The sequence below is a fragment of the Leptolyngbya sp. Cla-17 genome, assembly GCF_016807185.1.
Classification (GTDB): Bacteria; Cyanobacteriota; Cyanobacteriia; order Leptolyngbyales; family Leptolyngbyaceae; genus ULC077BIN1.
Map to the genome: position 1 here is coordinate 2894921 of NZ_JAEVYN010000002.1, position 25520 is coordinate 2920440.

Here is a 25520-nt window from a genome sequence, read left to right on the forward strand (position 1 = left end):
CATCAATGCGAGTAACGCTATGTACTGTAGCAACAAGGCATACAATCCTGACAACAAACTCACAACTAATTGCAGCGCAATTTTTCAGGATTAATTTGAAATTGGATATTAGGCACTTTTTTCTTACCAGGCAGTTCTTGTGCTCCCAAAACATAGCCTTCTTGTTTGAGTTCATCTACCGTTCGCCAAAAGATTTGATTATTTCGAGATGAGTTGCTGCCCAGCAAATCCAAATTCTTAAACAAGTATTGCTTAGAAATCACCAAGTACTGACCATCTTGGGGAATATCCCACTTCATCCGACTTGCTAAATAAATCAGTAGCTTCGTTTTATAGTCACTCTTTGCGTTGTTGCCCAGCTTTTGGGTAATATCAATGCTGTTAGCAAACAGCACATAGTCGCCTGTACGACTGGGACCCTCAAAGAACTCCAGAGACACAGTATAAGCATCTGCCAATTCATACGTGTAGTCTGCGGCTTTTGCCAGATCAAAATCTCGCGGAACATTGTCAATTTCGTAGTCTTTAATCCGTAATACGCTTTTAATCATGACTTTGGCACCAATGTTATTCCCCTTACGGAGGGACTGTGCCAACACCAGCTCTGTGCGATGAAGAGCAACCAGATCGCGATTAAGTTGAGATCGCAGTTTTGAAGCAAAACCTCCGTCTTTCGTGCGGGTATATCCTAGACTTTCCAGCAAATCATTTGAGCGAAAACATACTGACTGCCCCGTCCCCTGTTGCGCGGCTAATCGGTACAAATAAAGCACAATAGAAACCTGTCGGGGATTGAGAAATGTCAACAACGCCATAATTAAGCGTTGAATCCGTCGATCTTGAATTTTCTCTAGCCCTTTACTGATTCCCTGATCAGAACATGACCTCAAATCAAGTTTGGCGTACTGATCTTTCAGATCTTCCCACTCTTCAGCCGACAGATTCTCCAGAGGCACTCGGCGAGTCACAGCTAGCTCGCTTGGATCACCAATATCAGCTTCTACCCGCATTTCTAAATAGTATCCATCCGCATCGGAGCGCAAGATGGGCAACTGCACATCAGGATTCTTGAGAGCTGCTGCTGCTCTAGGTAACACCATAAGGAGTTGCCCATCTACTGGAAAGGATGTGTCGTTTCGCTTGCTCACAATTCGCTCCTATAGCGTGAGCAAATTGTACCAGTCATGCATTGAACTGATACCAAATTAAATTGGAGCCATTACAGATCAGATAAACTGAGCGATGTAGAGGTGAGAGTCTAACAATGGCTGGAGTAAGCGCAATCGCAATTAAAGAAAGTCTCGAGGAGCTAGGCACCCGTTTGCGAGCGGTTGAACAGCCGATACTCAAAGAGCGATTGCAAGTGTTGTACTGGCTCAAACAAGCGCACGCACCGAGTGTCAGTCAGATTGCGATTGCAATTGGCAGGCATCGGGGCACGGTGCAAAAATGGTTAGCCCTGTACCGAGCGCAAGGATTAGAAGCATTGCTGGTGGTTAAACCCACTCCAGGAGGAGGCAACCGGGTGATTCCAATGTGGGCGGAGGTTGCCTTAGCCAAGCGATTGCAGGAACCGAGCAATGGGTTTAGCAGCTATGGGAAGGTGCAGCAGTGGCTGTTAGAGAGTTTAGGGGTAGAAGCCGAGTATCATGCGGTCTACCAGATGACGCGCTATCGACTCAAAGCGAAACTCAAGGTCGCCCGTCCTCAAAACATCAAGCAGAACCGAGTCCAGCGAGAGGCATTTAAGCAAACCTCGCAGACGACCTCGACTTATTGAGTCAGTACTATCGGCAGGTGCGCCAGGATGAGCGACCGATTCGTTACTTCGCACAAGATGAGAGTCGCTTTGGACTTCACACGCTCATCGGACGATTAATTACGGCAGTTGGGGTTAAACCCATCGGGGCGTGGCAATGGATATTCAAAGCATTCTGGCTATACGGTGCTGTGGAACCTACCACAGGAGAGTCCTTTTTCTTGCAATTCTCCCATGTCGATACCGCATGCTACCAATGGTTCTTAGATGAGTTCTCCAAGGCTTACCCCGATAGTCTCAACATCCTGCAAGTGGATAACGGACGGTTCCACAAAGGCAAAGACCTTATTGTGCCAGAGAACATTATCTTGGTGTTTCAACCGCCTTACTGCCCAGAGTTAAATCCTATCGAGCGTTTATGGGAACATCTCAAGGCGGATCTCAAGTGGGCTGCGTTCAAAACGCTTGACCAACTGCAATCCAGGGTTGATCAACTCTTAGCCCAGCTAACCCCTCAAGTGATTGCTTCCCTTACAGGCTACCCCTTTATCCTCAATGCACTATCTGTCATTGACACCATTTAAATTGGTATGAGAAAATTTTCATGAGCTTTGTCGAGCTCCTACATTTAGAGTTTTTTACCTACCCTTATCTAAAAAGCTGCTAAATGTGGACATCAGCCTGTAACTCCCGCGTATAGCTTTTTGACAGCCTGTAACTCCGGCGTATGATTTTAGCTGCTTAGCCTGTAACTCCGGCGTATGATTTTAGCTGCTTAGCCTGTAACTCCCGCGTACAAATTAGCCTGTAACTCCGACGTATAGTTTTTTAATAGCCTGTAACTCCAACGTACAAATTAGCCTATAACTCCGACGTATAGTTTTCTCCTATAGGCGATGTAAAAATCACTAGGCTCAAAATTTCACTTCAAAGGCCTGTAACTCCGGCGTACATTTTTACCTGTAACTCCAGCGTATTCTTAACTGACATGCCTGTAACTCCGGCGTACATTTTTACCTGTAACTCCAGCGTATAGACTACCTATAACTTTGGCGTATTACATACCTATAACTCCAGCGTACAGGCGATTTCAGCATGTTACGAATAAGTTTTTCCGATGTACACTGCTTCTATTCTTAGTTCGGATGTTCTTTGGAAGTTCGGATCAACATTGTTACTCAATGAGTAACTTTATTCATCTTTCTTCAAATAACAGAAAACCGGGACAGAGCCTCGCCAAAATCTCCTACATTCTGGCTTCCTAGTGATAGAGAGAACGATTGCTCTCTCTGTTTTTATGCAAAAGCATGATGCGTACGCTAGCAGGACCCATTTCTAGTGAAGAAGTCGGTCTGAAGTTTTTTGTGTTTATTTTGTGTGAAATAGGGCTATTTGGGGTTCTGTTCCATCTTCTTCTGACTGATGGAGCTAATGGATGCGTATTGCTAGTCAAACTACGGAAGAGTTTCAATATATCCAGGAGTGGGACGATAAATTTCTCGCGCTCTTTCCGCATCGCCACGACTATATCTACGCCAACCATCCAGAACCCGAACACACACCTGATTGGAAAACTGAAAGTCGCCATCCCCTCTCAGATCGCATCCTGCGTCAAGGCTCCTCCCTCTTCGGGGTACGCTTCGGCAAAGAAACTAACTACTGCATCCTCGACATCGATGCTGGCAGCCTCTATCATCCCCAGCGAGATCGCTTTGCCGTCTCCCGCATCCTCGCTGCCCTTGAACCCTTGGGACTCGTCAATGCCGTTCCCTGCACCAGTTCCTACAGCGGTGGTCTTCATCTCTACTTCCCCTTTCAAGTCACTCAAAACACCTGGGAACTGGCGATCGTCGTCACGACCCTATTAGAAAACGCTGGATTTCGCCTTACAGGCGGACAACTAGAACTATTTCCCAATCCTAGACCCTACGCCCTGGAAGGGAGTCTCAGCCTGTTCAATGCTCATCGGCTGCCTCTGCAAGCAGGCTCCTATCTACTGGACCCCGACTTCCAACCCATCTGGAGTGACCAAAGCACCTTTGTTCAACACTGGCAGTTTGCCCAAAAACGCAACACCGTTGAGCGCAAAACTCTACAACGACTGCTCAAACAATTTCAGCGCAAGCAGTATCGCATCTCAGGCAAAGCTGAAAAGTTTGTCAATGACCTGAATGCAGAAATTGAACTGGGCTGGACTGGCGCTGGACAAACCAATCGACTACTGGGTCGCATTACCCTGCGTGCCTATATCTTCCACCACATCCTTGCGGGTGGTGAACCATTGATAGGACGGACATTGATTGATCAGATTGTCACCACGGCTCAATCCTTACCCGGCTACGAAGAGTGGTGTCAGCATCAACATGAAATTGAACAACGAGCCGAGGAATGGGCGCGGTGCATTGAAGGCAGTCACTACTTTCACTATGGAGATGGGAATGGTAAATATAAATCGAAAGTTGAAGTCAGCCAGCTAGAACAACCCAGTTGGAATCAACGTCAATCTCAAGCGGCCCGAGACCGAATTCGACAGGCGATCGCTGACTTACTTAACCACAACACCTTACCCAGTCATGCCACCGCTCGGTTTCAAGCACTTACCCAATACAGCATTGGTGGTGCCTCCCTTTATCGCCATCGGGACTTATGGCATCCCAACTATCTATCGCTAGAAGCAATCGAACCTGTGGAAATCCCCCCCGACCCCCCAGCTTCAAACACGGATGCCCAGTTAGATTGCGTTGAGGACGAATCTAACTGGCACAATCCTACAAGCTTATTACCGGATAATGGCGGTAATGCATTGATAGGTGGGGATTTGAGCGATCGCTTGGGGCAACCGTTACCTTCAGTAGGCGGTAATGCTCAGGTATGTCCAACTTCTAGACGTTCTCAATGGGGGGCAGGGGAATCTAATGGAAGTGGTCACACGATTCAACTCCCTTTATTTGACCTGCAAACTTGGTTCGATCTAGGTCAAGCGGCGGCTCAATCGGCTGATCAACAGGTGAATCAAATCCGCCTTGAAGCAATGCAGGCAGCTCCAATTGCTCGGATGCAGCGATATTTGGAATCGGGTGATCCAATTTTGATGGCGGAGGCGATCGCGTGGGCTGAAATCAATCCGGGGGTGTTGCAGGTGGAGCGCTTGAATCTACCGTTATTCGAGACTTTGGAGTTGGATGACTCGGCACGGGATCTATCTGGGGTGCTGGCGGCTATATCGGTGCAGATTCAGCAATTAGGATTGACGCGAGAGCAGGTGGGCGATCACTTGGAGCAATTGTTGGGTAAGCGTAGTCAGGCTCAATTAGATGATATGGAGTTGGCGCAATGGAACATCTGGTTGGAGGAGCAAGAGCAATCTTAGAAGGCATGAACCGGGGAGTCAAAGCGGCGGCTATTCTAAGAGAACTGATGTAGAGTTTTAGACAGTCCCTGATGGACTATGTATCTCTCCTCTTCGCAAAATTATTCACATCGATATGGATGCGTTTTTCGCATCTGTGGAACAGCGGGGCAAGCCCATTGTGGTAGGCGGTAAACCCAAACAGCGCGGAGCGGCAGCGGCGGCAAGCGGTATTGTCAACTTAACTGGATTTCGCCCTATTTATTGAGAATAAGCACACTTAAAGCCACGAAGGAATGAGCCTTTCAGCCTCTAAAAATCAGCCGATTTCCATAAGCAAGCCTTTGAACGGTTAAGTTGACAATGCCTTTCCTGATCATCATCGCTGCCACAATCTGGACAAAGCACAGGTTCTAGAACCATCGGCTAATTCGAGGAAAAGCACTCATCTGAGTCTCGCATTTTAACAAGTCTAGAACATTACCAGCAGAGGCAGACGTTGGATGAGTCATAGATGCAAATCTTACCGAGGATTAAGTGAACGTTCGTTTACGGTTCTGTCGCAAAAATAGGAACTGAAAGTATCATCGGAGAGCAAATTTTTCTTTGGTTTGAACCTAATGGCAGCTTCTGGGGTTTGAGTATCATCCGACGCTGTTGGCGAATGTGCTACACGCAATCTGGCTGAGGTGCTACTCAAACCCCATGTACTAATCAGTCTCTAACGTATTTGACACAAAGATCCTGAACGGCGTATACAGGGGGTAGTCTACACGTAGCTTCAATACAGGAAAAATGTGGGCTGGATTGAGTCAAGCCAAGGCAACTTTGAGAAAAAAGTCGACCCTGTCTTTACTCCCGCACGAACTCTCGACACCGTCTTAAGCATTGTTTTTGTGATCGCTACGGGAACACCAAACAGAGGGATATAGCCTTACGTAATTTTTTGTATGGCTACGCAATGAACGTCACCACCGCAAGCGGACGGTGTATTACTTCGCTACGCTTCACACGCTTTGCGGCTCGACTCCGCTCAACAGCGCCCATTCGGACTGCTGTACTACGTGCGCCCCAAAGGGCAGGGAATCTACCCGTAGCGATAGAAGCGTTTACAGCTCTTTCAAAAGGTAACTTATCAAGAAGTATCCCTCAAGTCTGCGGGGATTCTATTTGTAGTAGCATCTCCGCAGATTATCTGGTAGTTTAATAGTGCAAGGATACTATTATCAACCTAATGAAACTGACCATTGGATATGCTCGTGTCTCGACAACTGAGCAGTTTTACTCTCAATCATTAGATCGGCAAATTGATATTCTAAAGGAACACGGCGTTGACAAAATTTTCCGTGATGTTGAATCAGGCGCAAACTCAGATAGAGCAGAATTTCAACAACTAATTAAATTGATTCAGCAGGGCGAGGTTCGTACTTTAAAGGCGGTTGCCTGGGATCGCTTGATGCGCGACCCTTCTATGGGATTTTTTGTCAAGAATCTATTACGTGAATACGACGTACAGCTCTTTTTGCTTAATCAGGGAGAAGTAGATTTAAGCACAGCCGCTGGTGAACTAAGTGCAGATATGCAGATACTGCTAGGCGCTTATGAGCGCAAGACGATCATCGAACGAATCAATCGAGTTCATAAAAGGCGAAGAAAAGACCAAATCGCCTGGCAGGTATTTCCATTTGGCTACAGAATTATTAACAACAAGTATGAGCTTGATACAACCCCTTGCGTCTGCCCCATAGAAGGAAGGCCAGCTAACTATCGAGAATTGAGTTTTGAAGATGAACCAGATAATTCATTAAAGCTATTAAGTTGGAGCAAAGCTAGGATTTCTCGAGAAATGGTCGAGAGTTTTCTAGAACTAAGAAAGGGTTCAAAAGTACTACAGCGGATGCACGCGAGGTTTGGTTCTTCAATAATAAAGAAGAGTAAACCAGCTGTAGGTTTAAAGAGTAAACCAGTTATAGGTTTAGCTATCTTTGGAACTATATCCGGCTTAAAGCGATGGTTAAGAAATCCAGTTCTTCAAGGACATACATGTTATCAGAAGTATCCAAGGAAAGGAAAATATCCTGATATTAGTGAGTGGAATGTTATTCCTAATACCCATCCTGGTCAAGCTCTGATAACTAGTGAGGAATATCAGGAGATTGAGGAAATTATAAGTTCCTCTTTTGGCAAATTAGGAAAACCTGAAAGAACTTATTACTTAACTGGAAAAGTAGTTTGTCAAAAATGCGGTGGTTCTTGTGATCTGAAACGTAGTGGACAGTATTCCTATTATGCATGTGGGCACTCAAGAACTTACTGCGATAGTCGAGAACACGTCAGACTTGAGAGAATAGAGGAAGCGATTATTTATCGAATTTCTACAAGAGCTAATGAAATTTACCTAGGCAACACTGCTCCTACAGAAGATTCGGCTGAGTTAGCTAAAATAGCTGAAATCAAGAAAAAAATACAAGATATAGAAAATCTTTCATGGTCTAAAGTAGATCGAGATCTAAACAATATTAAGCGGGATCTCTATAGAGTGCTTGAAACTGAAATGAACAAACCTAGAAATGTTAGTCAGGAAATTATTCGTCATCCTCAAGCTCAAAATATCAATTTTTGGTACACATTAACCAAAACTGAGCGTGAAATTTTTTATGGGAAATTGGTTGACCGTATATTAATAGTAGATGGAAAGGTAGTAGCCATAGATTTAAGCGTTTGAACTTACATTCCTCTACTTTCGGACCTCTAAAAGGATGTCTATGCTACCTCTAGATATTTTCGCTGCTGCTGTAAATCGATTCCTTAAGGCAGAGAAGATTGCACTGCAAGAGTGGCGAAAGGCGTGTGATTGCTCTGAACCTGGCCTAAGTAGCCAATGCCAAAGTTGTCCGTATTACAAAAAGCTTGGTCTTCTAATCCAGGCTCAAATTGCTTCTTCAGACAAAGATTTTGGAGCAATCATGCCTTCAAGTAATGAGGATCCCTACTCAGAGGACACTAAAAAGCAGGCGCTAAGGATGTTTGATCTTGGCTACTCAATTCAAGAGATTCAATATTTGCTTGATATACCTTCGCGTCGCACCATTAGGAAATGGTTTCGAGAATTTGGAAAATTGCCAGGACTGTCAGAGCAATATCCTGACAGCCTAAAAGAACAATGCCTACTGAGCTATGCCAATGGATTGCCTCCCAAGGAAATTGAGGATGCAGTCAATGTGCCAGCTGATACCATCACGCTCTGGGCTGCTCAAGCTGGAATTTCGAGGGAGAGGAAATACACTCTGGAGGAGAAGCAAGCTTGCTTGAAGCTATATGAGCGCGGAAATTCTTCCAATGCGATTTTTGAGAGGACAGGTATTCCTGCTGTAACAATCCGTAGCTGGATTGCTGAAGCTGGTATTGGCAGAGGACAGAAACGATACTCAGAGGAGGAGAAGGAGCATTGTATCCAGCTTTACTTAGCGGGCAAAAGTTCTACCGAAGTTGCGAAACTGACAGGCATTAAAGGTGAAACGATTCGGTCCTGGTTGAGAAAGGCGAACTTGAGCCGTGGAAGCCAAGGTGCCTCTGGACATCCCTCCGTTTAGCATACTAAGCACAGGGAATTGCCGCTGCTTTAGCCTCTTGCACGGGACTTACTTTATCTCCACCTCTAAATTTTGGGTTGATGGGTGAGAAAGGGCTAAGATGCAGTGAACATAGACAATCATAAAAGGGCACGATGGCATGTATTGAAGTGATTATTCGGGATGACGGGGGCAACATTATCAGCCAAGGCAAGGCGAAGGAAATCGATCTAACCCAGGCGAGTTTGGACCTGATCGAGATGGCGGTTGAGGATTGGCGGGTAGTGGACTAGACCTGTGGATCAAATCTAAACATTCAAGCCAAACTCATAGCGGTTGATGAACAGTCCAATGACGACATCATGTAACCTGATGATGAGACAACACATACGCCAACACTTCACCCGTCTGATGGTCAATGGCGTGCCACAACCACCGTTGCTGTTTCTTTGAACCGACGTAACTCCACATTTCGTCAGCTTCAGCCTCCAGATCTTCCCACTGGCACAGTTTCACTATCGTTTGAGTCGGTTCAAGTTCTGCCAAACGAGCTTCATTGATTGCTTTGAGGTGACGGTCTTTTTTTTAACGTTTCAATCACCGTTGTGCGGCTAATCTTGAGAACACGGGCGGTATCTCGAATCCCACTCCCGTTGACTGCCATATCTGCAATTTGCCGTTTCACTTCTGGGAGGTATCCACGATACCGATAGTCGCGAATAAAAGTAGAGCGAGAACATTGGGAGTTGCGACATTTGTAGCGTTGCTTGCCTTCACCTGATTGACCATGCTTGACGACATCGTTACTTCCGCAGGTTGGGCAAAGAATCGGTTCAAGCACCATATTCAAGTCTCCAGACAACTACCCTTTTGATTGTTACCTGTTTCTACAGGTCTAGTCCACTACCGGCAGCTTGCTGCCTTTAACAGCCAGTCATCGAATGCATCTGCCTGCCGTTGTCTTAACAGTTGCAAGAACTCATCGGCCAACTCAACCAGCAGCAGCACGTCCGGATGCTGCATCATGCGCTCTAGTAGATCAGTCTCTTCTGCCTGACGATTCTCTGGCTTGAGTACAACCAAATAGGCCGCTTGACGTGGGGTGAAGGGTGGCGACTGCAGGTCAACGACTTTGGGCAACGTCTGAGCAACCTTAATCCTCACGGGTAGTAGACCCTGTACTTTGCGCAGTCCGCTAATGTAGTGTTGTAGGGTACGAAGAGAGCCTTCAAAGCCGCAAGGTTTGAGCAATTGCATCAGGATGCTAGTCTCTCTAAGACCCGAGTTTCACCAGTTCAAAAGCTGTGGCTTGTATGGATTGAGTAGACTGCGCCCGAAAGTGGGACGGCGAGCGCATATCTCTGGAAAGTCTGGCAAGCGACTGTAGCGTTCAATGCTCTTGAGGCTAACGCCTAACTTCTGAGCAATCGCGGTTTGAGGCCATCCCTGTGCTCGTAAGGCTTTGATCGTCTTCTGGTGTTCTCTTTTTCGTTGTTGGTTCTGTCGTATTTGTTGCTGCGACTTCTCCGGGGCGGTTGGCTGTGGGATAGCCAAGACGGTGGCTTCAGGAGCGTCTGCGACGGTGGCTTGATGCTGCGATTGTTCAGCCGCTTTTAGCTCACTGCGGTAGCTCCCAAAAGCTTGCTCTAAGGTTTCACTCAAGTTCTTGACCCAGTGAAAGCGATTTGCGACTGGTATGGCCTTAGGTGCGCCTTGGGTCATCGCACTTTTATAGGTTTTAGAGCGGTCACGTGAGAGCATTTCGATACCAGGGTGAGCCTGTAGCCACTCGCTCAAGGTTTCTGCTTTACGGTCTGCCAGTAAGGCAATCGGTTGATGCGTTTCTAGATTAACCAAGGTAGTGGCAGTCGCTCAAGCTGGTTCAGCAGGGTACTGCCGCAGACAGCATAACCCAAGCAATGGCCTAATCGAGCACCTGCGGCACCCGCCAGCGCTAAGCCGATTGACTGTAACCGCTGTATCAATCGCACGGTCTTTCTCCCCCAAGGGGCGGCCACTTCAGGCAGTCGCTCTGTAAAGATGCGGCGGCGACACTCAGAGTTTGAGGGTAGTGCCATACAAGTAATGATGCATGTATGCGTGATTGATGAAATATCAGATGGCACTAATGTGATTCTCCAACGATGTTGAAAAGGACGATTCATCACACTCAATCAGTCAACCGCCCCTTTTTTAGGTGTCATCTGCACTGGGCAAGGACCTTCGCCTATTTCTCATTCTCATAGGTTTTGCAGCCATTACTCAGAAACTTGCGCTGCACGAGCGATTCTAGCCATAAAAAGGCACTCCAGCAGCAATCAGTTATGGGGCTATGCCCTGCCGAAGACATACAATTCCTAGGTGGCTAGGTCGGTTACTTTTTTAGTCAGCTGTTCCGCGAACTGTCATCTACAGTCTTGATATTTGAACCGTTTCTTACTGTTGTAGATACGACCATGCTTGAGCGTTTGGGAGGATGCACAAAAATCGCAGGCATAGAGGAGAAATACCAAGAAACCTTACTGCTCCATCGTTACATCTTGAGCACTACAAGTTTGAGCAGAAAAACTTACATACTTGAAGAGTCAGTCTAAGCCTGAAATGGATGCAGGGCAGGTCAGCTACCGTTCGCTCATAGTGGCTATGGATGCGATGAGTTAGACCACCGCACAGCGGACAGGGAACTATCGTTTGCGTAGGGGAAAGATTCAGCAACAGGCAATCGCCTGACTCAATGGCGTAGCTTTCCAACTGCAGCAGACTGGTACTAGGCAACAGAGCTTGAAGGAATTCCATCAGCAGATCACTGAAAGGGGTGATCTATAGTTTCCTCCCTACTTCTCGGCTTCACCAAAAGCTCGGAAGAGCCCAAGGTACTTGACACTTGATAGCATGCCATTGACCATCAGAGCGGGCAAGTGTTGGCGTATGTGCTGGCAGACCACAAAGACCGGGCGTTGATCGAGTTAAAGGCATTGCTAGAGCCATTTGGTGTACAAACCTTTTACACCGTTCGCGTAGCGTGCCGCAGGCATAGGTTGGGGCGCTTATGCCCGTTTGTTAGATGAAGACCAACATGTTGTTGGCAAGTGGAATACTCAAAAAATCGAGCGCAAGCACCCCACGTTACGAACCCGAATTAAGCGATTAGCTCGCAAAACGATTTGCTTTTCCAAGTCAGTGTGGTTGCATGATGTGGTCATTAGTTTGTTCATCAATCGCTATGAGTTTGAACGGGCAGTTTGACCTCATCGATCCCCATCTCTAGAACATGACCCCCCATACGTCTTCAGGTTGTGCCTTTGCGTATCCAAGCAGTCAGTAACCAGACCCAAAAAAACAGTGCGCTTGCAATGAGGCTACCCAAATTCCACTTAACCGAATTCTTGAGCAAACTTAGGCGCTGATTGCTTTGAGCATTCTGGGCTTGAGCCACCAAACTACTTTCACCTTGAGTCAGGGAAGATGTTAACTCTTTTTTAACGGTTTTAAGCTGCTGCGAACCTTCAATTTTGGGTGTATTATTTGAGCGATTTAGCTGGGTGATCAACTCCTGCATTTGAGCTTCGGTTGTGACGTTGCTTACTCGCTCCTGGATCTGTTTGATTTGAGTTTTGCTTTGCTCAATCTGTTTGCTGATTTGAGCATTAGCCTGTCGCTCAAGCCGAACCGTGTTTAGAATTCCAAGAGGAACAGCCAGAAGGAGCAAGATTCCAGCTATGAGAGACAACCATGACAGCCCTTTGAGCAGGGAAAACTCAAACTTAAACCGCCCACTGCGACCGCCCCAAAAAATGAGCACCAGTGCAATCAATGGAACAGCTATCCGATCTACAACAGCGCCAAACGTTTGAAATTCCCAGGCTGGGTTCATGAAACCAGGCGGAATAAATAGGTAGATGAAATCAAACAAGAATAGTAAAAGTAAACCATAGCCAACTCCACGCACCATGACGAAAAACTCTAGGAGCTCGGTAGAGGCTTTCCAAAGTGACTCAACTTTTTTAATGAGCTGTTGAGTATCAGAATCAGACATCATTTATGCATCTTTATAGGGTTGGAAAATTAGCCTGCCACCATTGATACCAGGTAGGCCAGGTCTTCTCTAAGGTTTGATAGGCAGCCTCTGGAGGGGAGCCTTCTAAAGGTATGGAGAAGTATGCCCAAAGACAGCGGTAATCTCTCAGGGGCTGTTGTCCGGTTAGCCAGTGCACAAAGCGACTTGGCTGCAAATCAACCGTGTAACGATTTTGAATAAACTGTGTGTAAGTGACGGCAGCCTTACCCCGAGGATTAATACAAGACCGTAGATACGCCTTGCCATCCTGCACAGAAAGCCCATAAGCACCAGTGGCATCATGCTGTCGTAAGATAGGTCGTGGCTGACCAGGAGCAACGGGAGTAGTCACCGTAGGGTCATAGTCACGGAACGGTTTTTCATTACTCAGGAGATCAGCCGCATAACGCATTTCAATTGTGAGTTGCTTATGTCCCTGCTTGTACTGATACGTTCTGCCGATCGGGTCAGTTAAAGGTTTGCTTGCCAGAAAGAGCCACCCTGCCAAAGAAACCTGCTCTGAAAAAACAGTCTTAACCTGCTGTTGCTTAGGCAAAGGGGAAAACAGTTCTTTACCTAAGGCAAAAAGAGTGCCACCAAAAACAAGCATTAGAAACGGAATCCGCGCATATTTCCAGAACATCATGGCTCCGGAGCTTCCAGCGAATTCTCTTCCATAACAGTTTCTTGGCGAAGCAGAAAGAGATAGAAAAAGCCGAAAAGCATCACTGAAATGAGTGAAAAGATCGGTGAGCCAGTACCACTATGCCAGTAATCAAAAGCGGACTGATCCGAGGTATTAGCGAGCAAGGTTACAAGAACAACACGAAAGCCATTCGAGATAAATGCTAGAGCGATCGCAACCACCGGAACAATCAACCTCTTTTTACCGCTTAAAGGGTACATCAACAGTGACAGGACTGCTAAACCCAACAGATAAAACACATTGTTGAAGCCAGAACAACCAGCTATGACATTGACCGCGCCGTTGGACATGACTAATTTGGTTCCTTGTAGGGAAACATCAAACCCGGTGTACCAGAGGACTACGGTGGCAAACTTGGCTGTGAGGTAAGAAATATCTAACGGTTCGCAGATAACTTTGGGAACACCCAGAAAAAACAGGATGGTTAATTCTCGCCAATACTGCTTCAGCCCTTTGAAGCCGGAAGCAAGGAGCGCCAGTCCTAAGCCGCAGAGAAAGGGAGAGATATTCAGCAGGTTTGGCGAAGGGTTGACGGCGCTATTGTGAAGCACCAGCACCAGCACCAGTAAACCGACAAGACTGGGAAATAAACTGCTGGTCAGGTTCAGCCGATCGCGTTTCTCCCAAACTAAAGAGGAAACGGCAGCCCAAAAAAGGGCACTCAAGACGAAAAAACTTTGCTCGACATGACGACCAACGAGAGTGAGATGAATTGCCACCAGACCTGCGGCTGTACCCAATAACCAAAATTGTGTGCCGAACGATCGCAGTCCGTCAAAAGAGAGTTTCTTCGTCACCATTGGTCAATCAACTGGTTCATTTTAAGAGTGAGGAAGGGACACGAGATCGTGCCCCAGCGAAATTAGTAAGGTCTTAAACTCGCTGTAAATGCGCTTGCCCGACCTTATGCTTTAGCTTGGGCTTTTGAGCGCTTATTCTGCTGCCGCTTGAACAGAGCACTAAACCCAAGCGCGCCAGCGGTACCCAGCATGGTGAAGGGTTCTGGAACATCTTTAGGGGTTACATTAGAGGTGCCGTACCAATCGCTCTTACCACCGGGTAAAGACTGGACATGAAAGGCGATCGCCAGCGGCGCACTATCGCCACCCTGGAAAGCATTAAACGCATCCTGGATCGTCTTACCCGAGCTCAAGTTAAAGGTAAAAGATACTGATTCTGCACCCGTGTTACCTACACCATTGGGAGACACAGGAGCGTTAGGGTCAGCGCCGTATACCGCGTCCCACTTAATACCTCCTCCTGGCTTGTTTAGCTTTTCTATTGCTATTGCCGAGAAATCAACTCCTGAGCTTTCTGCAATTTGCACCCCAGTCGTTGAGAAAAATTCGCCAAAACCGTCAGTACCAGATTTACCAAAGTAGATATCCGTAATGGAAGAAGATACGGGTCCAACGTTTGTAAAGGTAAATTTGGCTTGTCCAGTTGATAAACCGTCATCAGACAGGGTTACCCCAAACTGGCTGCTGATGTTGGCGTAGTCGCCAGAAACATTAGTCAGAGTAGGAGAAAGGTTAAACGAAATGGCTCCAGCAGGCAGGGCGTTGGCAACAAGGGCAACACTGGCACCTGCCAGGACTGCCGGAAGGAATGAGAATTGGTTCATTGTTTTTTGTGGAATAAGGTCAATTAACGAATCCAGAGCCTAGTGTTCTGTCAAGAATTTTTTGATGGGTTGCCCCCCAAAAAAGTTCAGCCCACAGGCTTTCCAGATTTAGCTCGCCCGTCAACGTTTAGTTGACAGACTATTAGTAGGGAAAGAAGAGCAATAGCAGTAAAATAATCTTCCTAAAGAAATACTATCCTGACTGGTTGCTGAGGGTACGGATATATTTCTTTGCTTCATCAAAAATTTATTCGATACGATCCGTATATGTACGGATTGTGCTGCTCTTAGGTTGGAAGGTCGTTTCACAGGCTTGGCAACGATGCTATGCTACACCTGGATAGATGCTGGTCGCAAATGACACCAGGGCATTAAATACCGCCCCTAGTAAACCGCTCCGCCCTAATATAGTGCTGTTCTACTGCCGCGCTAGGGTGGACTTAACAGATGATGTAGCTACTAGCACTCTGCACCGATGCAGCGACAGGTTTGAAAGCGTCATACCAAATCAAAAAATGCCTGCGAGAGATAGGGCATCTACAATAAAGCTAAAGGCAGTCACAGAAGCAACGGTTTTGGTTGTTACAGCGATTTCAAGTGAATAGACCGCAGTGATTGAACCAAGCGAGCGCGTCATTTTCGGTGATGTAGTGGACCGCCTCCGTCATAGCTTGGTCGAGGGCTTCACAGGTACGAGCTGCTTTGGAACGCAGGAACTGCTTGAGTTTGGACCAACACAGCTCAATGGGAGATAAGTCAGGGGAGTAAGGAGGTAAGAAGACCACCCTCGCCCCAACGGCTTCAATGGCAGTGCGAACTGAATGAGCATGATGCACTTTCAGGTTGTCCATGACCACAATTGCTCCGGTCCATAGTTGAGGAATTAACACATCGTGGATGTAACTCAAAAATGCTGGCGTATCCACACTCCCCTTCAATGTCATTGACGCAATCAAACCATCCATACTCAGTGCCCCAATCACAGAAACGTTGATGCACTTCTAATTGCTCACACAATTCGTCTAGATGGATGTCAGGTTTGTGCTCAACCCACCCTTGCACTAGCTTCAATAGTTCTCCATCTATCGTGGGAGCAAGGGTTGCTCCCCTCGGTTTTGCTTCTCTTTGTCCACTGCTGCGGTACCGACGCAGCACCCGTTTGACAAAACTTTCACTCACTTTAAATCGTTCGGCCAGTTGAGCTTGGGTTCCTTCTTTAGCCGTCCAAGCATCAATCACACGAGTCCGTAAGTCAGTAGAGTAAGCGACGGGCATTTTACAAACCGGGTAGTTTTTCAACTCACACATACAAAAAAGGGCTGATTACCTGAAAATTGCTGCAACTCTCTGCTCTCAAATTCATGCACAGTAGACTTTCCAAGCTCTGAACCTTCTGTTAAGTTGGATGCGATTAATGGATAGCGATTCCCTGGACTTCCAACGCTGTAAGTCTTTTACCGTTTCTCGTCTCACCTACTTAATTTGTCAACGACGCAGTAATTCGTTACGCGACACAAGCACTAAGAAACATTTCGCCAGCAGTATCAGTGGGAAGAACCCAGCTAGCATGGAACGCGACATCTACTCAACACATAGAACAGTATGAAGTTAAGGATCTGAGTTGAGACGAACTGGTGCAGAAACATTTCTACTGATTCACTGGCTTTAAAGTGCCATGCAGAAAGTCTCCATCTAATTACCCTTTTGGATGGGTTATTCAGACATTCTTTCATTAGCAAAGGACAGATCAAAATGTTGGTAGAAATTAAAAACGACAACCCTGTACTGGACGTTTTAGGTGACGACTACGAAACAGCGATTGTGGTCAAGGATCAGCCCCTGGCAACTTTTTTTTATGATTGCGAAGGGAGCCTTGGACAATATTTGGTCAGAAGCTCTGTGGAAAGCATTTCTTCCATGTTGGCTGAATATAGGCTGGCGACCCAGTTCGCAGAAAATCAAACAGCAGCTCTTGCTGTGATTGTCAGTACTTACGAAAAATTATTGGCTTCGGGTACCTATAGGGTAGGTAGATACTCCATTGCTGAAAGTAGTACATATTTTGAGTATGGGAATGATTGGAAAGTCGAATCAGACTCAGACTGGGAGTATCCAGATCCTCCTTGGAAAGTAGTTGCATTGCAGTCAAAGGATCAACTAAACACCAACACTATTGATGAGTATAAACAGATAATCAAAAGTGGGAGAAGTCCGCTTTGTATAACTCTTTCAGCTCAAGGCTTTGAGGAGGTTGAGTATTTAATTGATGGACATCATAAGATTGCGGCGTATCGTTCGCTTGCTATCCCAGCTCAGGCTATCGGTTTCACAAAGCAGAATTGTTCCAATTTAGTAAAAGAACCGCTCAAGGACTTTGTCCCTAAGCAGCATCGACTTCATAGGTCATACATCAGAAATAAGATCGCCTTTACGTAGCGACGGTTGCTGTTGGCGAATAGGGAAATGAGCCAAAACTGCCTCATTTTGTAGTACACCAGGGCTACTGAAGCAGAGGGAGCCTAAGCGCAATAGCATAAGGCAATCGCTACTCTAGCAGGAGTATCAATATGTCCCTCCATCCCTCTGCGCTGCCTCCTGTCCCTGAAGAAACGGCTCATATTGCCCAACTGGCTTTTCCGAAAGGGAATCGCTACCTCACCTTACGTGACCAAGTTGGCACCTTTTTCAACGACAGCGACTTCAAAGACCTCTTTTCGGTCTATGGGCAATCCACGATCAGTCCCTGCCAGTTGGTGTTGGTTTGTATCATGCAGTTCCTCGAAGACCTCACAGATAGACAAGCCGCAGAGGCTGTGCGTAGTCGGATTAACTGGAAGTACTTGTTGGGGTTGGAGTTGACGGACTCAGGATTCGACTACTCGGTACTTTGCTTAAGCTGGCGCAGGTTCGTTGAATTTTCGTTTTCCCTTTGCTACAGACATCATCGCCATCGCAATAGGCAACCCATAGTTCTTTGACATAGGTTAAAGCTTGATTCCGTATAGCTCCCAGCGGTTTTAGGGGGAGTCGAACTATTTCCAATCGTGGATCGGTTACAAACTTACCAATTACTGCATCGATCCAGACGTTCTTCTCAGCAATGCAGAGAATCACCTGGGCAATACCTGGGTCAGATAACACTGATTTCAATGTGTCACTTACAAAAGGCTGTTCAGCATCCGTCATAGCGGTGATGATCGCCGCTACATCGTTGAAGTCGTCGGATAAACCATCAGATTGAGGGGTGCTGAGCATGCTTTCTCCTGTTTCTGTTTCAAATGATCGGATAGTCTTAAGGCAAACGCCACAATCATAAAGGTGGAATTTGCTTGTCCAGAGGTTACAAAATTAGAACTGCTGGCAACATACAGATTATCAAGCCCGTGAATTTTGCAGTTGACATCAACCACGCCCTGTTGAGGACCTATGGACATGCGAGTGGTGCCGATTTGATGAAACCCATCTCCTGCCTGCTCCCACACACTGGCTTCAAGATCATTGGTCAAATATTTCAAGTATCCACAATTATGTTTTCTTAAATGTTCGTTCCAATACCAATGGGCGTTAATGACGCTATCGATATCCTGCTGAAGATAACGCAGATTAATGTCGAGGCGACGCATCCCTAGGGCATCAAGATCGCTGGATAAGCTCACCGTACTATTAGGGTTAGGCACCTGCTCACCATGATAATGCAGAGGATACTCATTGGCGGCACTGTAGACAAAGAGGGCTGGAATCTTTCTTTTTGCCACAAATCGCCCATAGGCAAAGCTGGGGATAAAGGATAAGGTTTGCCCCAGGTTCCTCAGAATATTTAGCACATGCAACCAGTAGATCCCTTGCTGATCCTTTCCGATCGCGGCCTTTCTCATCGCGGTGGAGGTCAGGTAATCTTTCAGGATGGGAAAGTTCAACGCCACATACGCAGACGATAAAATTCCATTTTGGTGAGATGGATCGCCAAACTTGGGTGATCCTAACCATGACACAATATTGGTCAGTTCTTTCTGATGCAAAAACTCGCGAGTAAACGAAAAGCGACGGCGCAAATAGATATCGTCAGCATCCCGATCAAACCCAAAAATTGTCTCCTTCGGTGGAGTGGTGAAATGGACTGTAGCAATTTCGCCCGAAAGATGCCCCATATAAAACTTGCCCAGCCAGCCGCTATGGTTACCAAGACCACCAGCGCAGTATTGGTCTGAGGCAAGTAGCAAGCGTGTTGTGTTGAGCGCTCCTCCCGACAGAATGTATTTACGGGATTGCAAGTACAGTGTTTTACCTCCCAGGGTTTTTGCCTGTACCCGTTCCACATATGCGCCGGAGTCGTTCGTTTCAATTTGAGTACAGGTCAGCCCATACAGTAGTTTGATCCGTGCATGCTGTTGTAATTCAGTGCTGTACTCCTTCCCAAAGTTGGTGGGCAAGGACCACCGCTCTAGGGTGGAAGTGAGCACCTGTTCATCGGGCAATCCCGGCACGAGCGAGGTTTGTTTGATGTCTGTAATATTTTTAATATCGAATTCAGCCCGCCCACAAAAGAAATAATCGCACGCTTTCTGGAAATAGCCTTCGAGTTCTTCGTAGGTGAGAGGCCAGTTTGAGTGGGGAATGTAGTCCCGCTGGTCAAAATCAACGCGATCGTAGGGTAAGCACCGCCCACCCCAGATCACCGATGTTCCGCCTAATTGGCGACGGGTACATTCTGGCATCGGCGCATGAAACTGCGGATCAAAGTAACTTGCTTCCCCCAACTTTTGAATCGCTTCTGAAAGGTCCAGGTTTCCACTTTCGATCAAAGCTACCTCATACCCAGCTTTTGCCAACTCTAACGCCAGCACAATGCCCGCCGGACCGGCACCAACAATAGTGATATCGGAATTGAAAGTGGTTTCGTTTGTAAAAGTCTCAGCATCAATAAACATATTTTTTAATCTCCTGGGCAAACTTTGTTGCCTTTTACATAGAGTAAATTGGGAACAGTGTCGAAATTAACTGAAACACAATTGATAATGATGATTAATTTAATATCAGAAGGATTAGAAAGTTAATGCATTTGAATTTGCCTAACGCCTATATAAGAGCAATTCTGTTTCAGAAAAAGTAGAGGAAATTAGAAGTTATCATTTATCATCAGAGATTTGTTGAAAAGAACATACCCTTCAATAAGAGTCGGCTTAGTCTTAAGCTTGAGCTAATGCTGTTCAGATTTGACTAAGTCTATCCTTATCAGTTATTCTATTTCGCAAAAATCCCCCCAAGAAAATAAATTCAGAAAGAAGCTTACAAGCACTGTTTTCAGTAGATCTTTATCTGGAAAAGGTTAGCTATCTAGACAGAAAGTGTGCAACGGGAAAATTTTTCATTAGTCGCAAGCATGATGAGTTGCAGGAGTAAGTTCCAACTCAAAGCACACTAATTAAACTTGAATCTCCTTTGAAATAAAATCGCTTATTGTTATTAAGTTGCGTTGTTTATTTGAACAATATTTCAACTAAGGTAAATCCGAGTTATTTACTCTTAGGTTATATTTTTCCCCTTTATAGTTTAAACCAACTCTTCAACTTTTCTAGCTATTTTCACGAAGATTACACAGGCAAGTCGTGTAAGTTATTCATAGGGTAATTTTCCAACGCTGCTGATAAAAACAGTAAGCAATGAACCACCAGATCAAAAGCATCCCCAGAGCAAGCACAAAACCAGCAGTAGCAGCACCTATGCTTTTACCAAAAAGGTGCTGACTTAACCACATATAGCTAGACGGTGAGTTAATTGTGTTGCCAATTCGTGTATTTTCAAGCAGCTTAATTGCCAATTCTGAGGTAACAAATACAAAAATTGAGTTTAATCCCAAAACCTGTGCTGGGTAGCTCCATCGCCGATTGCCTCGCACCTCAATGAATTCGTAGCAAATGGCAAGGAAAAGCAGTGCTAAACCAACAGTGAATAGGGCATAGGAGCTAGGTCCATAACTTCTTGTTGATGGGCAGTGAAAGACTCCACAGTTTTCCTAAGGCAATGCTGCCAACGCCCCATAGAACCAATGTCATGCTTTGGCTAGAGTTATGGAATTTCTCAATCCCTGATTCAGCTCGTAACCACGTTCCTGTAAAGTATCCCATCAGCACGATTCCGAGCGTTGTCATCATCCCAAACGCACTCATGATGCCAAAGGTGCCAATCTGATGAGTCGCACCTTCCACATAAGTAGGTTCGGGAACTGGAAAAGTAACATAAGCTGCCCAATACCCCAACAATAACAGTCCAGTAACTACCCATTGGGCTTTTTGGGGAAGCTTGAAGACAATTAACGCAGTTGCCAGGTATGCCAAACTAATTCGCTGTAAGACACCAGTTACCTAAATCGCCCCCCATCCATCGCTCCCAACGTTGCTCACAAGTACACCCAGAGCAAATAGAATCATCCCGCGTCGCAGCAGTCGCCAATACACGGCTCGCGTAGGTGATGGTCTTGGGTGTACTTGGATAGCGAGAAGGATAGAGAAATACCCGTAATCCACAAGAAAAAGGGGAACACCCAAGCTGCCAGGGTACAACCATTCCAGTGAGAGTGAGCTAACCAGGGATGAATCGAGGGGGAAAGACTCAGCGTATTCACAAGCAACATGAGCGCGATCGTAATGCCGCGAAATACATCAAGTGATCGCAAACGAATCGATTGTTTTGGAAGATGCATAGATTGAGTGATCTAAGAGCAATTTCAAAGTTGACTTTGGTCAATTTAAAGTACTGAAGCCACTATTATTGGGTTAAGCCAAAATATCCTATGCGATCGCTAAAACCTTTGACTAAAAAATGACCAAAGTGAGTACCGTTGCGTGCTCATCACAACTTCTTGTTTTTTAACTTGCGGTTTTATACGAGAAGCAAAATATTGTCGAATTACTTGAATTGTCTGCTCAACTTCATGCCGAGAATACCGTGGGTAGGTTGGCAAGTAAAACAATTCTTCCTCAACTTTCTTGGCATTTGGACAATCCCGATTAAATTTCTCAAATTGAGGAGTATCAGCGTTGCTAGTAAAGTGACCCGCTGCTACATCTCGCCCTTGTTTGAACATAAACTCCAAGAGTTCATCTCTATTGGCATATTGGACTGGAAACCAGAGATAGGTATTTGAGCCATCGTTCCTTACAGGAGACAGGATGAGTTCATCAATATCTTTAAGACCCTCGTAGTAAAGCAGACCGTTTTCAATTCTTGTCTTGATATCTCGATCAACATGATTGAGTTGGGATAGCCCAATACGAGCCTGAAATGGCGTGTACCTGGATTTATATACATCTGGCAGTTCTGCCGCCGGATCACTTTCCTGAGGTTGCCTGCGAGCCATGTTATTAACGGATTCCACTTTGTTGAGATAGCTGAATCGCAAAATTGGATAAGTCAATAACTGAAAGACAATGGGGGAACAAGCAAGGTCGTGCATCAACCCTTTTTTCACTTTGCGAGTGATGCCAGGCAGGGGAGGATAGGAGAAATCCGTTAACTCAGTCTGAATCTTCTCGATCATGTCGGCTCGGTCTGAAATTACTACTCCACCTAGCCACGTGGGTATATTCTTGTGCATTTCAAAACTAAAGACACCTACATCACCGATGGTGCCTACAGGTTTTCCTTGCTCATAAACACCAAATGCTTGGGCACAGTCTTCAATCATTGGGAGGTTAAAACGATCGCAAGTGTCCTTAATACAATTTGCTTCGGCAGCTACTCCATGCAGATGTGTGATCAAAACTGCTCCCGTATTTGGGTTGATTAACCTCTCAACTTCAGCGACAGAGATATTGCAGGTCTCCCGATCCACATCTGCAAATACGGGACGTCCCCCTGCAAAGATCACCATGTTGATAACATCGGCAATGGTGTAAGGCGATAAAATGACTTCTTGGCCAGGCTTGATCAAAGCTTTAACCGCAAGATAGATGCCAACGCGACACTGATACACACAAACCGCATACTGAACACCAAATCGTTCACTAAGCACTTGCTCAAAAATTTTTATATCATGTCTATCTTTCTGAAAACGTCCTCTCAGAAGATATCCTAGAAACTGCAAATAACTATTAAGATTTGTATAAAGCCGATTTTTAGGATCTGGACTTAAAGCCAACATTTTTCTATTCCTTAATCTTTGCAGGGGCTTGCTTGAGTGGATTAGAACAACATGTGTAAAGTATCTCACCATTATTGTTCTTTGATCCCGATCTAGGCGCAAGACGGTAGTGTTCTAGACATGTGGGAATGCGAGAATATAGGCAGACGTTTGCCCGTGAAGTTACAGCATGGTTTTGGAACCTGTTCTTTGTCCTGACTGTAGAAGCAATAACGTGGTCAAGCACGGTCGCTCTGAGGAGAGCAAGCAACGGTAGGTAGTGAATCAAGATGTAGTGGGTTGGGTAAAGTAGAGGGATAACTACTCCCCAGCAAGACTTATGGAATGCCGTCTGTGCAGTCATCCCAGCACTCATAAACATGGTAGAGCACCCAATGGTAGCCAACGGTATTTCTGTCCGCAATGCAAGCAAACATTCAATGAACGGTTTGACACCTTGTATTATCATCGCCACATCACGCCTGAACAGATTCGGCAGGTGCTACAGGCGCATAGTGAGGGTAGTAGTTTGCGAGGAATTAGCCGAACGAGCTTGCTTGCCTACAACACTGTCGTGAGCATTGTTCGCGCTGCGAGTCAGCAGGCTCAGTTGGTTCACAACGCCGAGGTGCAAGCTGTACAAACCGGGGAAGTAAGTGCGGATGAGTTGTGGCCGTTTGTTTCAAAAAACAGAAGCAATGCCTGCCCCAGGAGCTAGAAGCGGGAGATTGTTGGATTGCAGTGAGCTTGGCAGATTCGAGTGGGCTAATTCTGGCCGCTAGAGTAGGAAAGCACACGGATGAATTGATCGAAGAATTAGTGGTCAGCAGTGAAGGAAAAACCGCTTGTAAACGTTTCAATAGCGATGATTGGGGAGGCTATGTGCGAGTCTTGCCTCCCGAAATTTTGCACCATATTGGCAAAGACAAGACCCAACGCTTGGAGAGAACCAATGGCATTGTTCGACAACAAACCGGACGATGGCATCGCAGACAGAATAAGTTTGGCAAGCTGTGGGAGCAAACGAAGGTAACAGCGCGATTAGTGGTGAGTTATTTCAACTGGATTTGGCAGCATAGCCGATTGAAGACGACCGCAGCGCCACGAGCAGGATTAGCCCACACATCTTGGACGTGGCACGAACTCGTTACCTACCCCACCATTATTTGATGCACTACCCAGTATTGAGGCTAAAACTATGGGAACACTGGGTTAGGCTGTTTCACTGTTTCTTCCAGTAGTTCTTGTAAATCCCCCCCTTCATGATTAATGAGGCTGATACCTGCCGGAAGTATGTCTTACCCAAGCTCACTGCATGGGAACAAGTGCCTCATTTGATCACTGAGCAATACTTTATTGATGCGGGACGGATTTTAACGGCTGGAGGGCGCGATCGCCGTCGCAAAAAGAAGTTTGCCGATTACCTCCTCTGCTACACGCGGGATTATCCGCTAGCCGTGGTGGAAGCCAAACGGAAACACAAACGCTCTCAAGATGGGTTAGATCAGGCAAAGGAGTATGCCGAACTTTTGGGGCTGAAGTTTGCTTATTCAACCAATGGCACAGACATTGTAGAGTTTGACTTCACTACTGGATTAATGACCTCCATGAGTTCGTTTCCCTCCCCGTCTGACCTGTGGGCACGACATAAACAGGTAGAAGGGTTGAGTGATGACGTTGCCGATAAGCTGCTGACTCCGTTTGATTTAACGGGTGGCAAAGTGCCCCGCTTATCAATGAATTGCAATTAACCGAGTTGTACAAACGGTTTTGAATGGTCAACAGCGGCTTTTGTTGACGATGGCGACGGGTACTGGAAAAACGACTGTTGCCTTCCAAATCTCTCAGAAGCTGTGGGCGATGGGCTGGAATGCGACTGGAGAATATCGCAAGCCCAGGATCTTGTTTTTGGCGGATCGGAATGTGCTGGTGGATGACCCGATTCTTAAGGACTTTGCAGCGTTTAATGAGGATGTCCGCCACAAAATTCAAGGGGAAGTGGTTAAGAGCCGTGAAATTTACTTTGCTATCTATCAAGCGATCGCGGGGGACAAAAATCGACCAGGTATCTATCGAGAGTACAGCCCCGGCTTTTTTGACCTGATATTTCAGTGCATATTCAGCGATTATAATTGACGCGAGAACACGTGGGCGATCTCTTGAGGCAACTGTTTGGTAGGTGTAGTCAAGCGCAATTAGACGATATGGAGTTGGCGTTGTGGAACCTTTGGCTGGAGGAGCAATCTGCTCCTAAAAAGCATGAACCAGAGAGGTAATAGGATTGGTGAAGTTAAAGGCTGACTCTTCCGGTGCAGCGAATTACGACAGTATCAT

At 46.1% G+C, this 25520-nt stretch carries 24 protein-coding genes and 5 pseudogenes; 13 read left to right on the top strand and 16 right to left on the bottom strand.

The window, feature by feature from the left end; all coding sequences use genetic code 11:
- Positions 1-65: 65 nt before the first annotated feature.
- Positions 66-1148: a hypothetical protein gene (locus JOY44_RS24345; RefSeq protein ID WP_242541820.1), complete on the bottom strand. Its 1083-nt coding sequence runs from the start codon at positions 1146-1148 to the stop codon at positions 66-68.
- Between the two features lie 116 nt (positions 1149-1264).
- On the opposite strand from JOY44_RS24345, the gene JOY44_RS24350 reads away from it, so the two are divergent.
- From JOY44_RS24350 to JOY44_RS24380, 7 genes are all read left to right on the top strand, one after another.
- Positions 1265-1780, top strand: coding sequence for a helix-turn-helix domain-containing protein (locus JOY44_RS24350; protein ID WP_171572405.1), 516 nt, complete (start codon positions 1265-1267; stop codon positions 1778-1780).
- Positions 1777-2343 carry an IS630 family transposase gene (locus JOY44_RS24355; RefSeq protein ID WP_171572406.1) on the top strand — a complete coding sequence of 189 codons (567 nt, stop codon included), beginning with the start codon at positions 1777-1779 and terminating at the stop codon, positions 2341-2343. Before JOY44_RS24350 ends, JOY44_RS24355 begins: the two co-directional genes overlap by 4 nt.
- An 851-nt stretch (positions 2344-3194) precedes the next feature.
- Entirely contained in the window at positions 3195-5129 is a 1935-nt protein-coding gene (locus tag JOY44_RS24360; protein ID WP_197985737.1) for a hypothetical protein, read from the top strand.
- A gap of 115 nt (positions 5130-5244) precedes the next feature.
- Positions 5245-5376 (top strand): hypothetical protein, encoded by a 132-nt coding sequence (locus JOY44_RS32510; protein WP_281063324.1) that lies wholly within the window; start codon positions 5245-5247, stop codon positions 5374-5376.
- 966 nt (positions 5377-6342) lie between these two features.
- Positions 6343-7833 carry a recombinase family protein gene (locus tag JOY44_RS24370; protein ID WP_171575900.1) on the top strand — a complete coding sequence of 497 codons (1491 nt, stop codon included), beginning with the start codon at positions 6343-6345 and terminating at the stop codon, positions 7831-7833.
- 298 nt (positions 7834-8131) lie between these two features.
- The gene (locus JOY44_RS24375) at positions 8132-8701 is read left to right on the top strand and encodes a transposase (RefSeq protein WP_203032116.1); all 570 of its coding nucleotides are present in this window, start codon (positions 8132-8134) and stop codon (positions 8699-8701) included.
- 134 nt (positions 8702-8835) lie between these two features.
- Positions 8836-8973, top strand: coding sequence for a hypothetical protein (locus JOY44_RS24380; protein ID WP_171575902.1), 138 nt, complete (start codon positions 8836-8838; stop codon positions 8971-8973).
- Positions 8974-9049: 76 nt separating this feature from the next.
- Here the strand turns inward: JOY44_RS24380 and JOY44_RS33050 are convergent.
- From JOY44_RS33050 to JOY44_RS33055, 5 genes and pseudogenes are all read right to left on the bottom strand, one after another.
- Positions 9050-9524: pseudogene (locus JOY44_RS33050) on the bottom strand (IS1 family transposase); the annotation flags it as partial.
- Between the two features lie 59 nt (positions 9525-9583).
- The gene (locus tag JOY44_RS24395; RefSeq protein WP_203032117.1) at positions 9584-9937 is read right to left on the bottom strand and encodes a hypothetical protein; all 354 of its coding nucleotides are present in this window, start codon (positions 9935-9937) and stop codon (positions 9584-9586) included.
- Positions 9938-9967: 30 nt separating this feature from the next.
- Positions 9968-10537, bottom strand: coding sequence for a transposase (locus JOY44_RS24400; protein ID WP_171575906.1), 570 nt, complete (start codon positions 10535-10537; stop codon positions 9968-9970).
- Positions 10525-10758 (bottom strand): hypothetical protein, encoded by a 234-nt coding sequence (locus tag JOY44_RS24405; protein ID WP_171575907.1) that lies wholly within the window; start codon positions 10756-10758, stop codon positions 10525-10527. The genes JOY44_RS24400 and JOY44_RS24405 overlap by 13 nt, the downstream gene beginning before the upstream one ends.
- A 469-nt stretch (positions 10759-11227) precedes the next feature.
- Complete coding sequence (locus JOY44_RS33055) at positions 11228-11476, bottom strand: transposase family protein (RefSeq protein WP_203032118.1); 249 nt, start codon at positions 11474-11476, stop codon at positions 11228-11230.
- Positions 11477-11755: 279 nt separating this feature from the next.
- On the opposite strand from JOY44_RS33055, the pseudogene JOY44_RS24415 reads away from it, so the two are divergent.
- Positions 11756-11926: pseudogene (locus JOY44_RS24415) on the top strand (IS1 family transposase); the annotation flags it as partial.
- Positions 11927-11969: 43 nt separating this feature from the next.
- Here JOY44_RS24415 and JOY44_RS24420 read toward each other — a convergent pair.
- From JOY44_RS24420 to JOY44_RS31700, 5 genes are all read right to left on the bottom strand, one after another.
- A complete protein-coding gene (locus JOY44_RS24420) occupies positions 11970-12719 on the bottom strand; it encodes an HpsJ family protein (RefSeq protein WP_171575909.1) in 750 nt (249 codons plus the stop codon).
- Between the two features lie 10 nt (positions 12720-12729).
- Positions 12730-13383, bottom strand: a complete 654-nt coding sequence (locus JOY44_RS24425) for a cyanoexosortase A system-associated protein (RefSeq protein ID WP_171575910.1) — start codon at positions 13381-13383, stop codon at positions 12730-12732.
- Positions 13380-14243 carry a cyanoexosortase A gene (crtA, locus tag JOY44_RS24430; protein ID WP_171575911.1) on the bottom strand — a complete coding sequence of 288 codons (864 nt, stop codon included), beginning with the start codon at positions 14241-14243 and terminating at the stop codon, positions 13380-13382. Before crtA ends, JOY44_RS24425 begins: the two co-directional genes overlap by 4 nt.
- A gap of 104 nt (positions 14244-14347) precedes the next feature.
- Positions 14348-15067 carry a PEP-CTERM sorting domain-containing protein gene (locus JOY44_RS24435; RefSeq protein WP_171575912.1) on the bottom strand — a complete coding sequence of 240 codons (720 nt, stop codon included), beginning with the start codon at positions 15065-15067 and terminating at the stop codon, positions 14348-14350.
- A gap of 593 nt (positions 15068-15660) precedes the next feature.
- Entirely contained in the window at positions 15661-16050 is a 390-nt protein-coding gene (locus tag JOY44_RS31700) for a transposase (RefSeq protein WP_281063325.1), read from the bottom strand.
- A gap of 769 nt (positions 16051-16819) precedes the next feature.
- Here JOY44_RS31700 and JOY44_RS24445 point away from each other — a divergent pair.
- Positions 16820-17503, top strand: a complete 684-nt coding sequence (locus JOY44_RS24445; protein ID WP_171575914.1) for a hypothetical protein — start codon at positions 16820-16822, stop codon at positions 17501-17503.
- Positions 17504-17634: 131 nt separating this feature from the next.
- Positions 17635-17958: pseudogene (locus JOY44_RS24450) on the top strand (transposase); the annotation flags it as partial.
- Here JOY44_RS24450 and JOY44_RS31705 read toward each other — a convergent pair.
- The 5 genes from JOY44_RS31705 to JOY44_RS24475 all read right to left on the bottom strand — a co-directional run bounded on the left by JOY44_RS31705 (position 17894) and on the right by JOY44_RS24475 (position 23207).
- Positions 17894-18322 carry a hypothetical protein gene (locus JOY44_RS31705; protein ID WP_242541854.1) on the bottom strand — a complete coding sequence of 143 codons (429 nt, stop codon included), beginning with the start codon at positions 18320-18322 and terminating at the stop codon, positions 17894-17896. The pseudogene JOY44_RS24450 and the gene JOY44_RS31705 sit on opposite strands and share 65 nt — an antisense overlap.
- Positions 18271-19995, bottom strand: coding sequence for a GMC oxidoreductase (locus tag JOY44_RS24455; RefSeq protein ID WP_171575916.1), 1725 nt, complete (start codon positions 19993-19995; stop codon positions 18271-18273). The genes JOY44_RS31705 and JOY44_RS24455 overlap by 52 nt, the downstream gene beginning before the upstream one ends.
- A gap of 1035 nt (positions 19996-21030) precedes the next feature.
- A complete protein-coding gene (locus JOY44_RS24465) occupies positions 21031-21402 on the bottom strand; it encodes a hypothetical protein (protein ID WP_171575918.1) in 372 nt (123 codons plus the stop codon).
- Positions 21403-21491: 89 nt separating this feature from the next.
- Positions 21492-21767 (bottom strand): heparan-alpha-glucosaminide N-acetyltransferase domain-containing protein, encoded by a 276-nt coding sequence (locus JOY44_RS24470; protein WP_171575919.1) that lies wholly within the window; start codon positions 21765-21767, stop codon positions 21492-21494.
- 99 nt (positions 21768-21866) lie between these two features.
- Positions 21867-23207, bottom strand: a complete 1341-nt coding sequence (locus JOY44_RS24475; RefSeq protein WP_171575920.1) for a DegT/DnrJ/EryC1/StrS family aminotransferase — start codon at positions 23205-23207, stop codon at positions 21867-21869.
- A 169-nt stretch (positions 23208-23376) separates the two neighbouring features.
- Between JOY44_RS24475 and JOY44_RS33060 the strand changes: the two are divergent.
- The 3 genes and pseudogenes from JOY44_RS33060 to JOY44_RS33065 all read left to right on the top strand — a co-directional run.
- Positions 23377-23460 (top strand): annotated as a pseudogene (locus tag JOY44_RS33060) (IS1 family transposase); the annotation flags it as partial.
- A 66-nt stretch (positions 23461-23526) separates the two neighbouring features.
- Positions 23527-24356 (top strand): IS1 family transposase gene (locus JOY44_RS24480; protein ID WP_171575921.1). Its coding sequence is split into 2 segments (ribosomal slippage): positions 23527-23868 and positions 23871-24356, totalling 828 coding nucleotides; the frame shifts between segments, so codons are not numbered across the junction.
- 92 nt (positions 24357-24448) lie between these two features.
- Positions 24449-25292, top strand: a pseudogene (locus tag JOY44_RS33065) (DEAD/DEAH box helicase family protein); the annotation flags it as partial.
- Positions 25293-25520 lie beyond the last annotated feature (228 nt).

What these genes read in the sequence shown, in the direction of transcription:
- JOY44_RS31705 (WP_242541854.1), bottom strand. Translation starts at nt 18,322, where the DNA reads ATGCTCAGCACCCCTCAATCTGATGGTTTATCCGACGACTTCAACGAT.
- JOY44_RS24425 (WP_171575910.1), bottom strand. Translation starts at nt 13,383, where the DNA reads ATGATGTTCTGGAAATATGCGCGGATTCCGTTTCTAATGCTTGTTTTT.
- JOY44_RS24470 (WP_171575919.1), bottom strand. Translation starts at nt 21,767, where the DNA reads ATGCATCTTCCAAAACAATCGATTCGTTTGCGATCACTTGATGTATTT.
- JOY44_RS24370 (WP_171575900.1), top strand. Translation starts at nt 6,343, where the DNA reads ATGAAACTGACCATTGGATATGCTCGTGTCTCGACAACTGAGCAGTTT.
- JOY44_RS32510 (WP_281063324.1), top strand. Translation starts at nt 5,245, where the DNA reads ATGGATGCGTTTTTCGCATCTGTGGAACAGCGGGGCAAGCCCATTGTG.
- JOY44_RS24420 (WP_171575909.1), bottom strand. Translation starts at nt 12,719, where the DNA reads ATGATGTCTGATTCTGATACTCAACAGCTCATTAAAAAAGTTGAGTCA.
- JOY44_RS24475 (WP_171575920.1), bottom strand. Translation starts at nt 23,207, where the DNA reads ATGTTGGCTTTAAGTCCAGATCCTAAAAATCGGCTTTATACAAATCTT.
- JOY44_RS24455 (WP_171575916.1), bottom strand. Translation starts at nt 19,995, where the DNA reads ATGTTTATTGATGCTGAGACTTTTACAAACGAAACCACTTTCAATTCC.
- JOY44_RS24445 (WP_171575914.1), top strand. Translation starts at nt 16,820, where the DNA reads ATGTTGGTAGAAATTAAAAACGACAACCCTGTACTGGACGTTTTAGGT.
- JOY44_RS24395 (WP_203032117.1), bottom strand. Translation starts at nt 9,937, where the DNA reads ATGCAATTGCTCAAACCTTGCGGCTTTGAAGGCTCTCTTCGTACCCTA.
- crtA (WP_171575911.1), bottom strand. Translation starts at nt 14,243, where the DNA reads ATGGTGACGAAGAAACTCTCTTTTGACGGACTGCGATCGTTCGGCACA.
- JOY44_RS24360 (WP_197985737.1), top strand. Translation starts at nt 3,195, where the DNA reads ATGCGTATTGCTAGTCAAACTACGGAAGAGTTTCAATATATCCAGGAG.
- JOY44_RS24375 (WP_203032116.1), top strand. Translation starts at nt 8,132, where the DNA reads ATGTTTGATCTTGGCTACTCAATTCAAGAGATTCAATATTTGCTTGAT.
- JOY44_RS24405 (WP_171575907.1), bottom strand. Translation starts at nt 10,758, where the DNA reads ATGGCACTACCCTCAAACTCTGAGTGTCGCCGCCGCATCTTTACAGAG.
- JOY44_RS24380 (WP_171575902.1), top strand. Translation starts at nt 8,836, where the DNA reads ATGGCATGTATTGAAGTGATTATTCGGGATGACGGGGGCAACATTATC.
- JOY44_RS24350 (WP_171572405.1), top strand. Translation starts at nt 1,265, where the DNA reads ATGGCTGGAGTAAGCGCAATCGCAATTAAAGAAAGTCTCGAGGAGCTA.
- JOY44_RS24435 (WP_171575912.1), bottom strand. Translation starts at nt 15,067, where the DNA reads ATGAACCAATTCTCATTCCTTCCGGCAGTCCTGGCAGGTGCCAGTGTT.
- JOY44_RS33055 (WP_203032118.1), bottom strand. Translation starts at nt 11,476, where the DNA reads ATGGAATTCCTTCAAGCTCTGTTGCCTAGTACCAGTCTGCTGCAGTTG.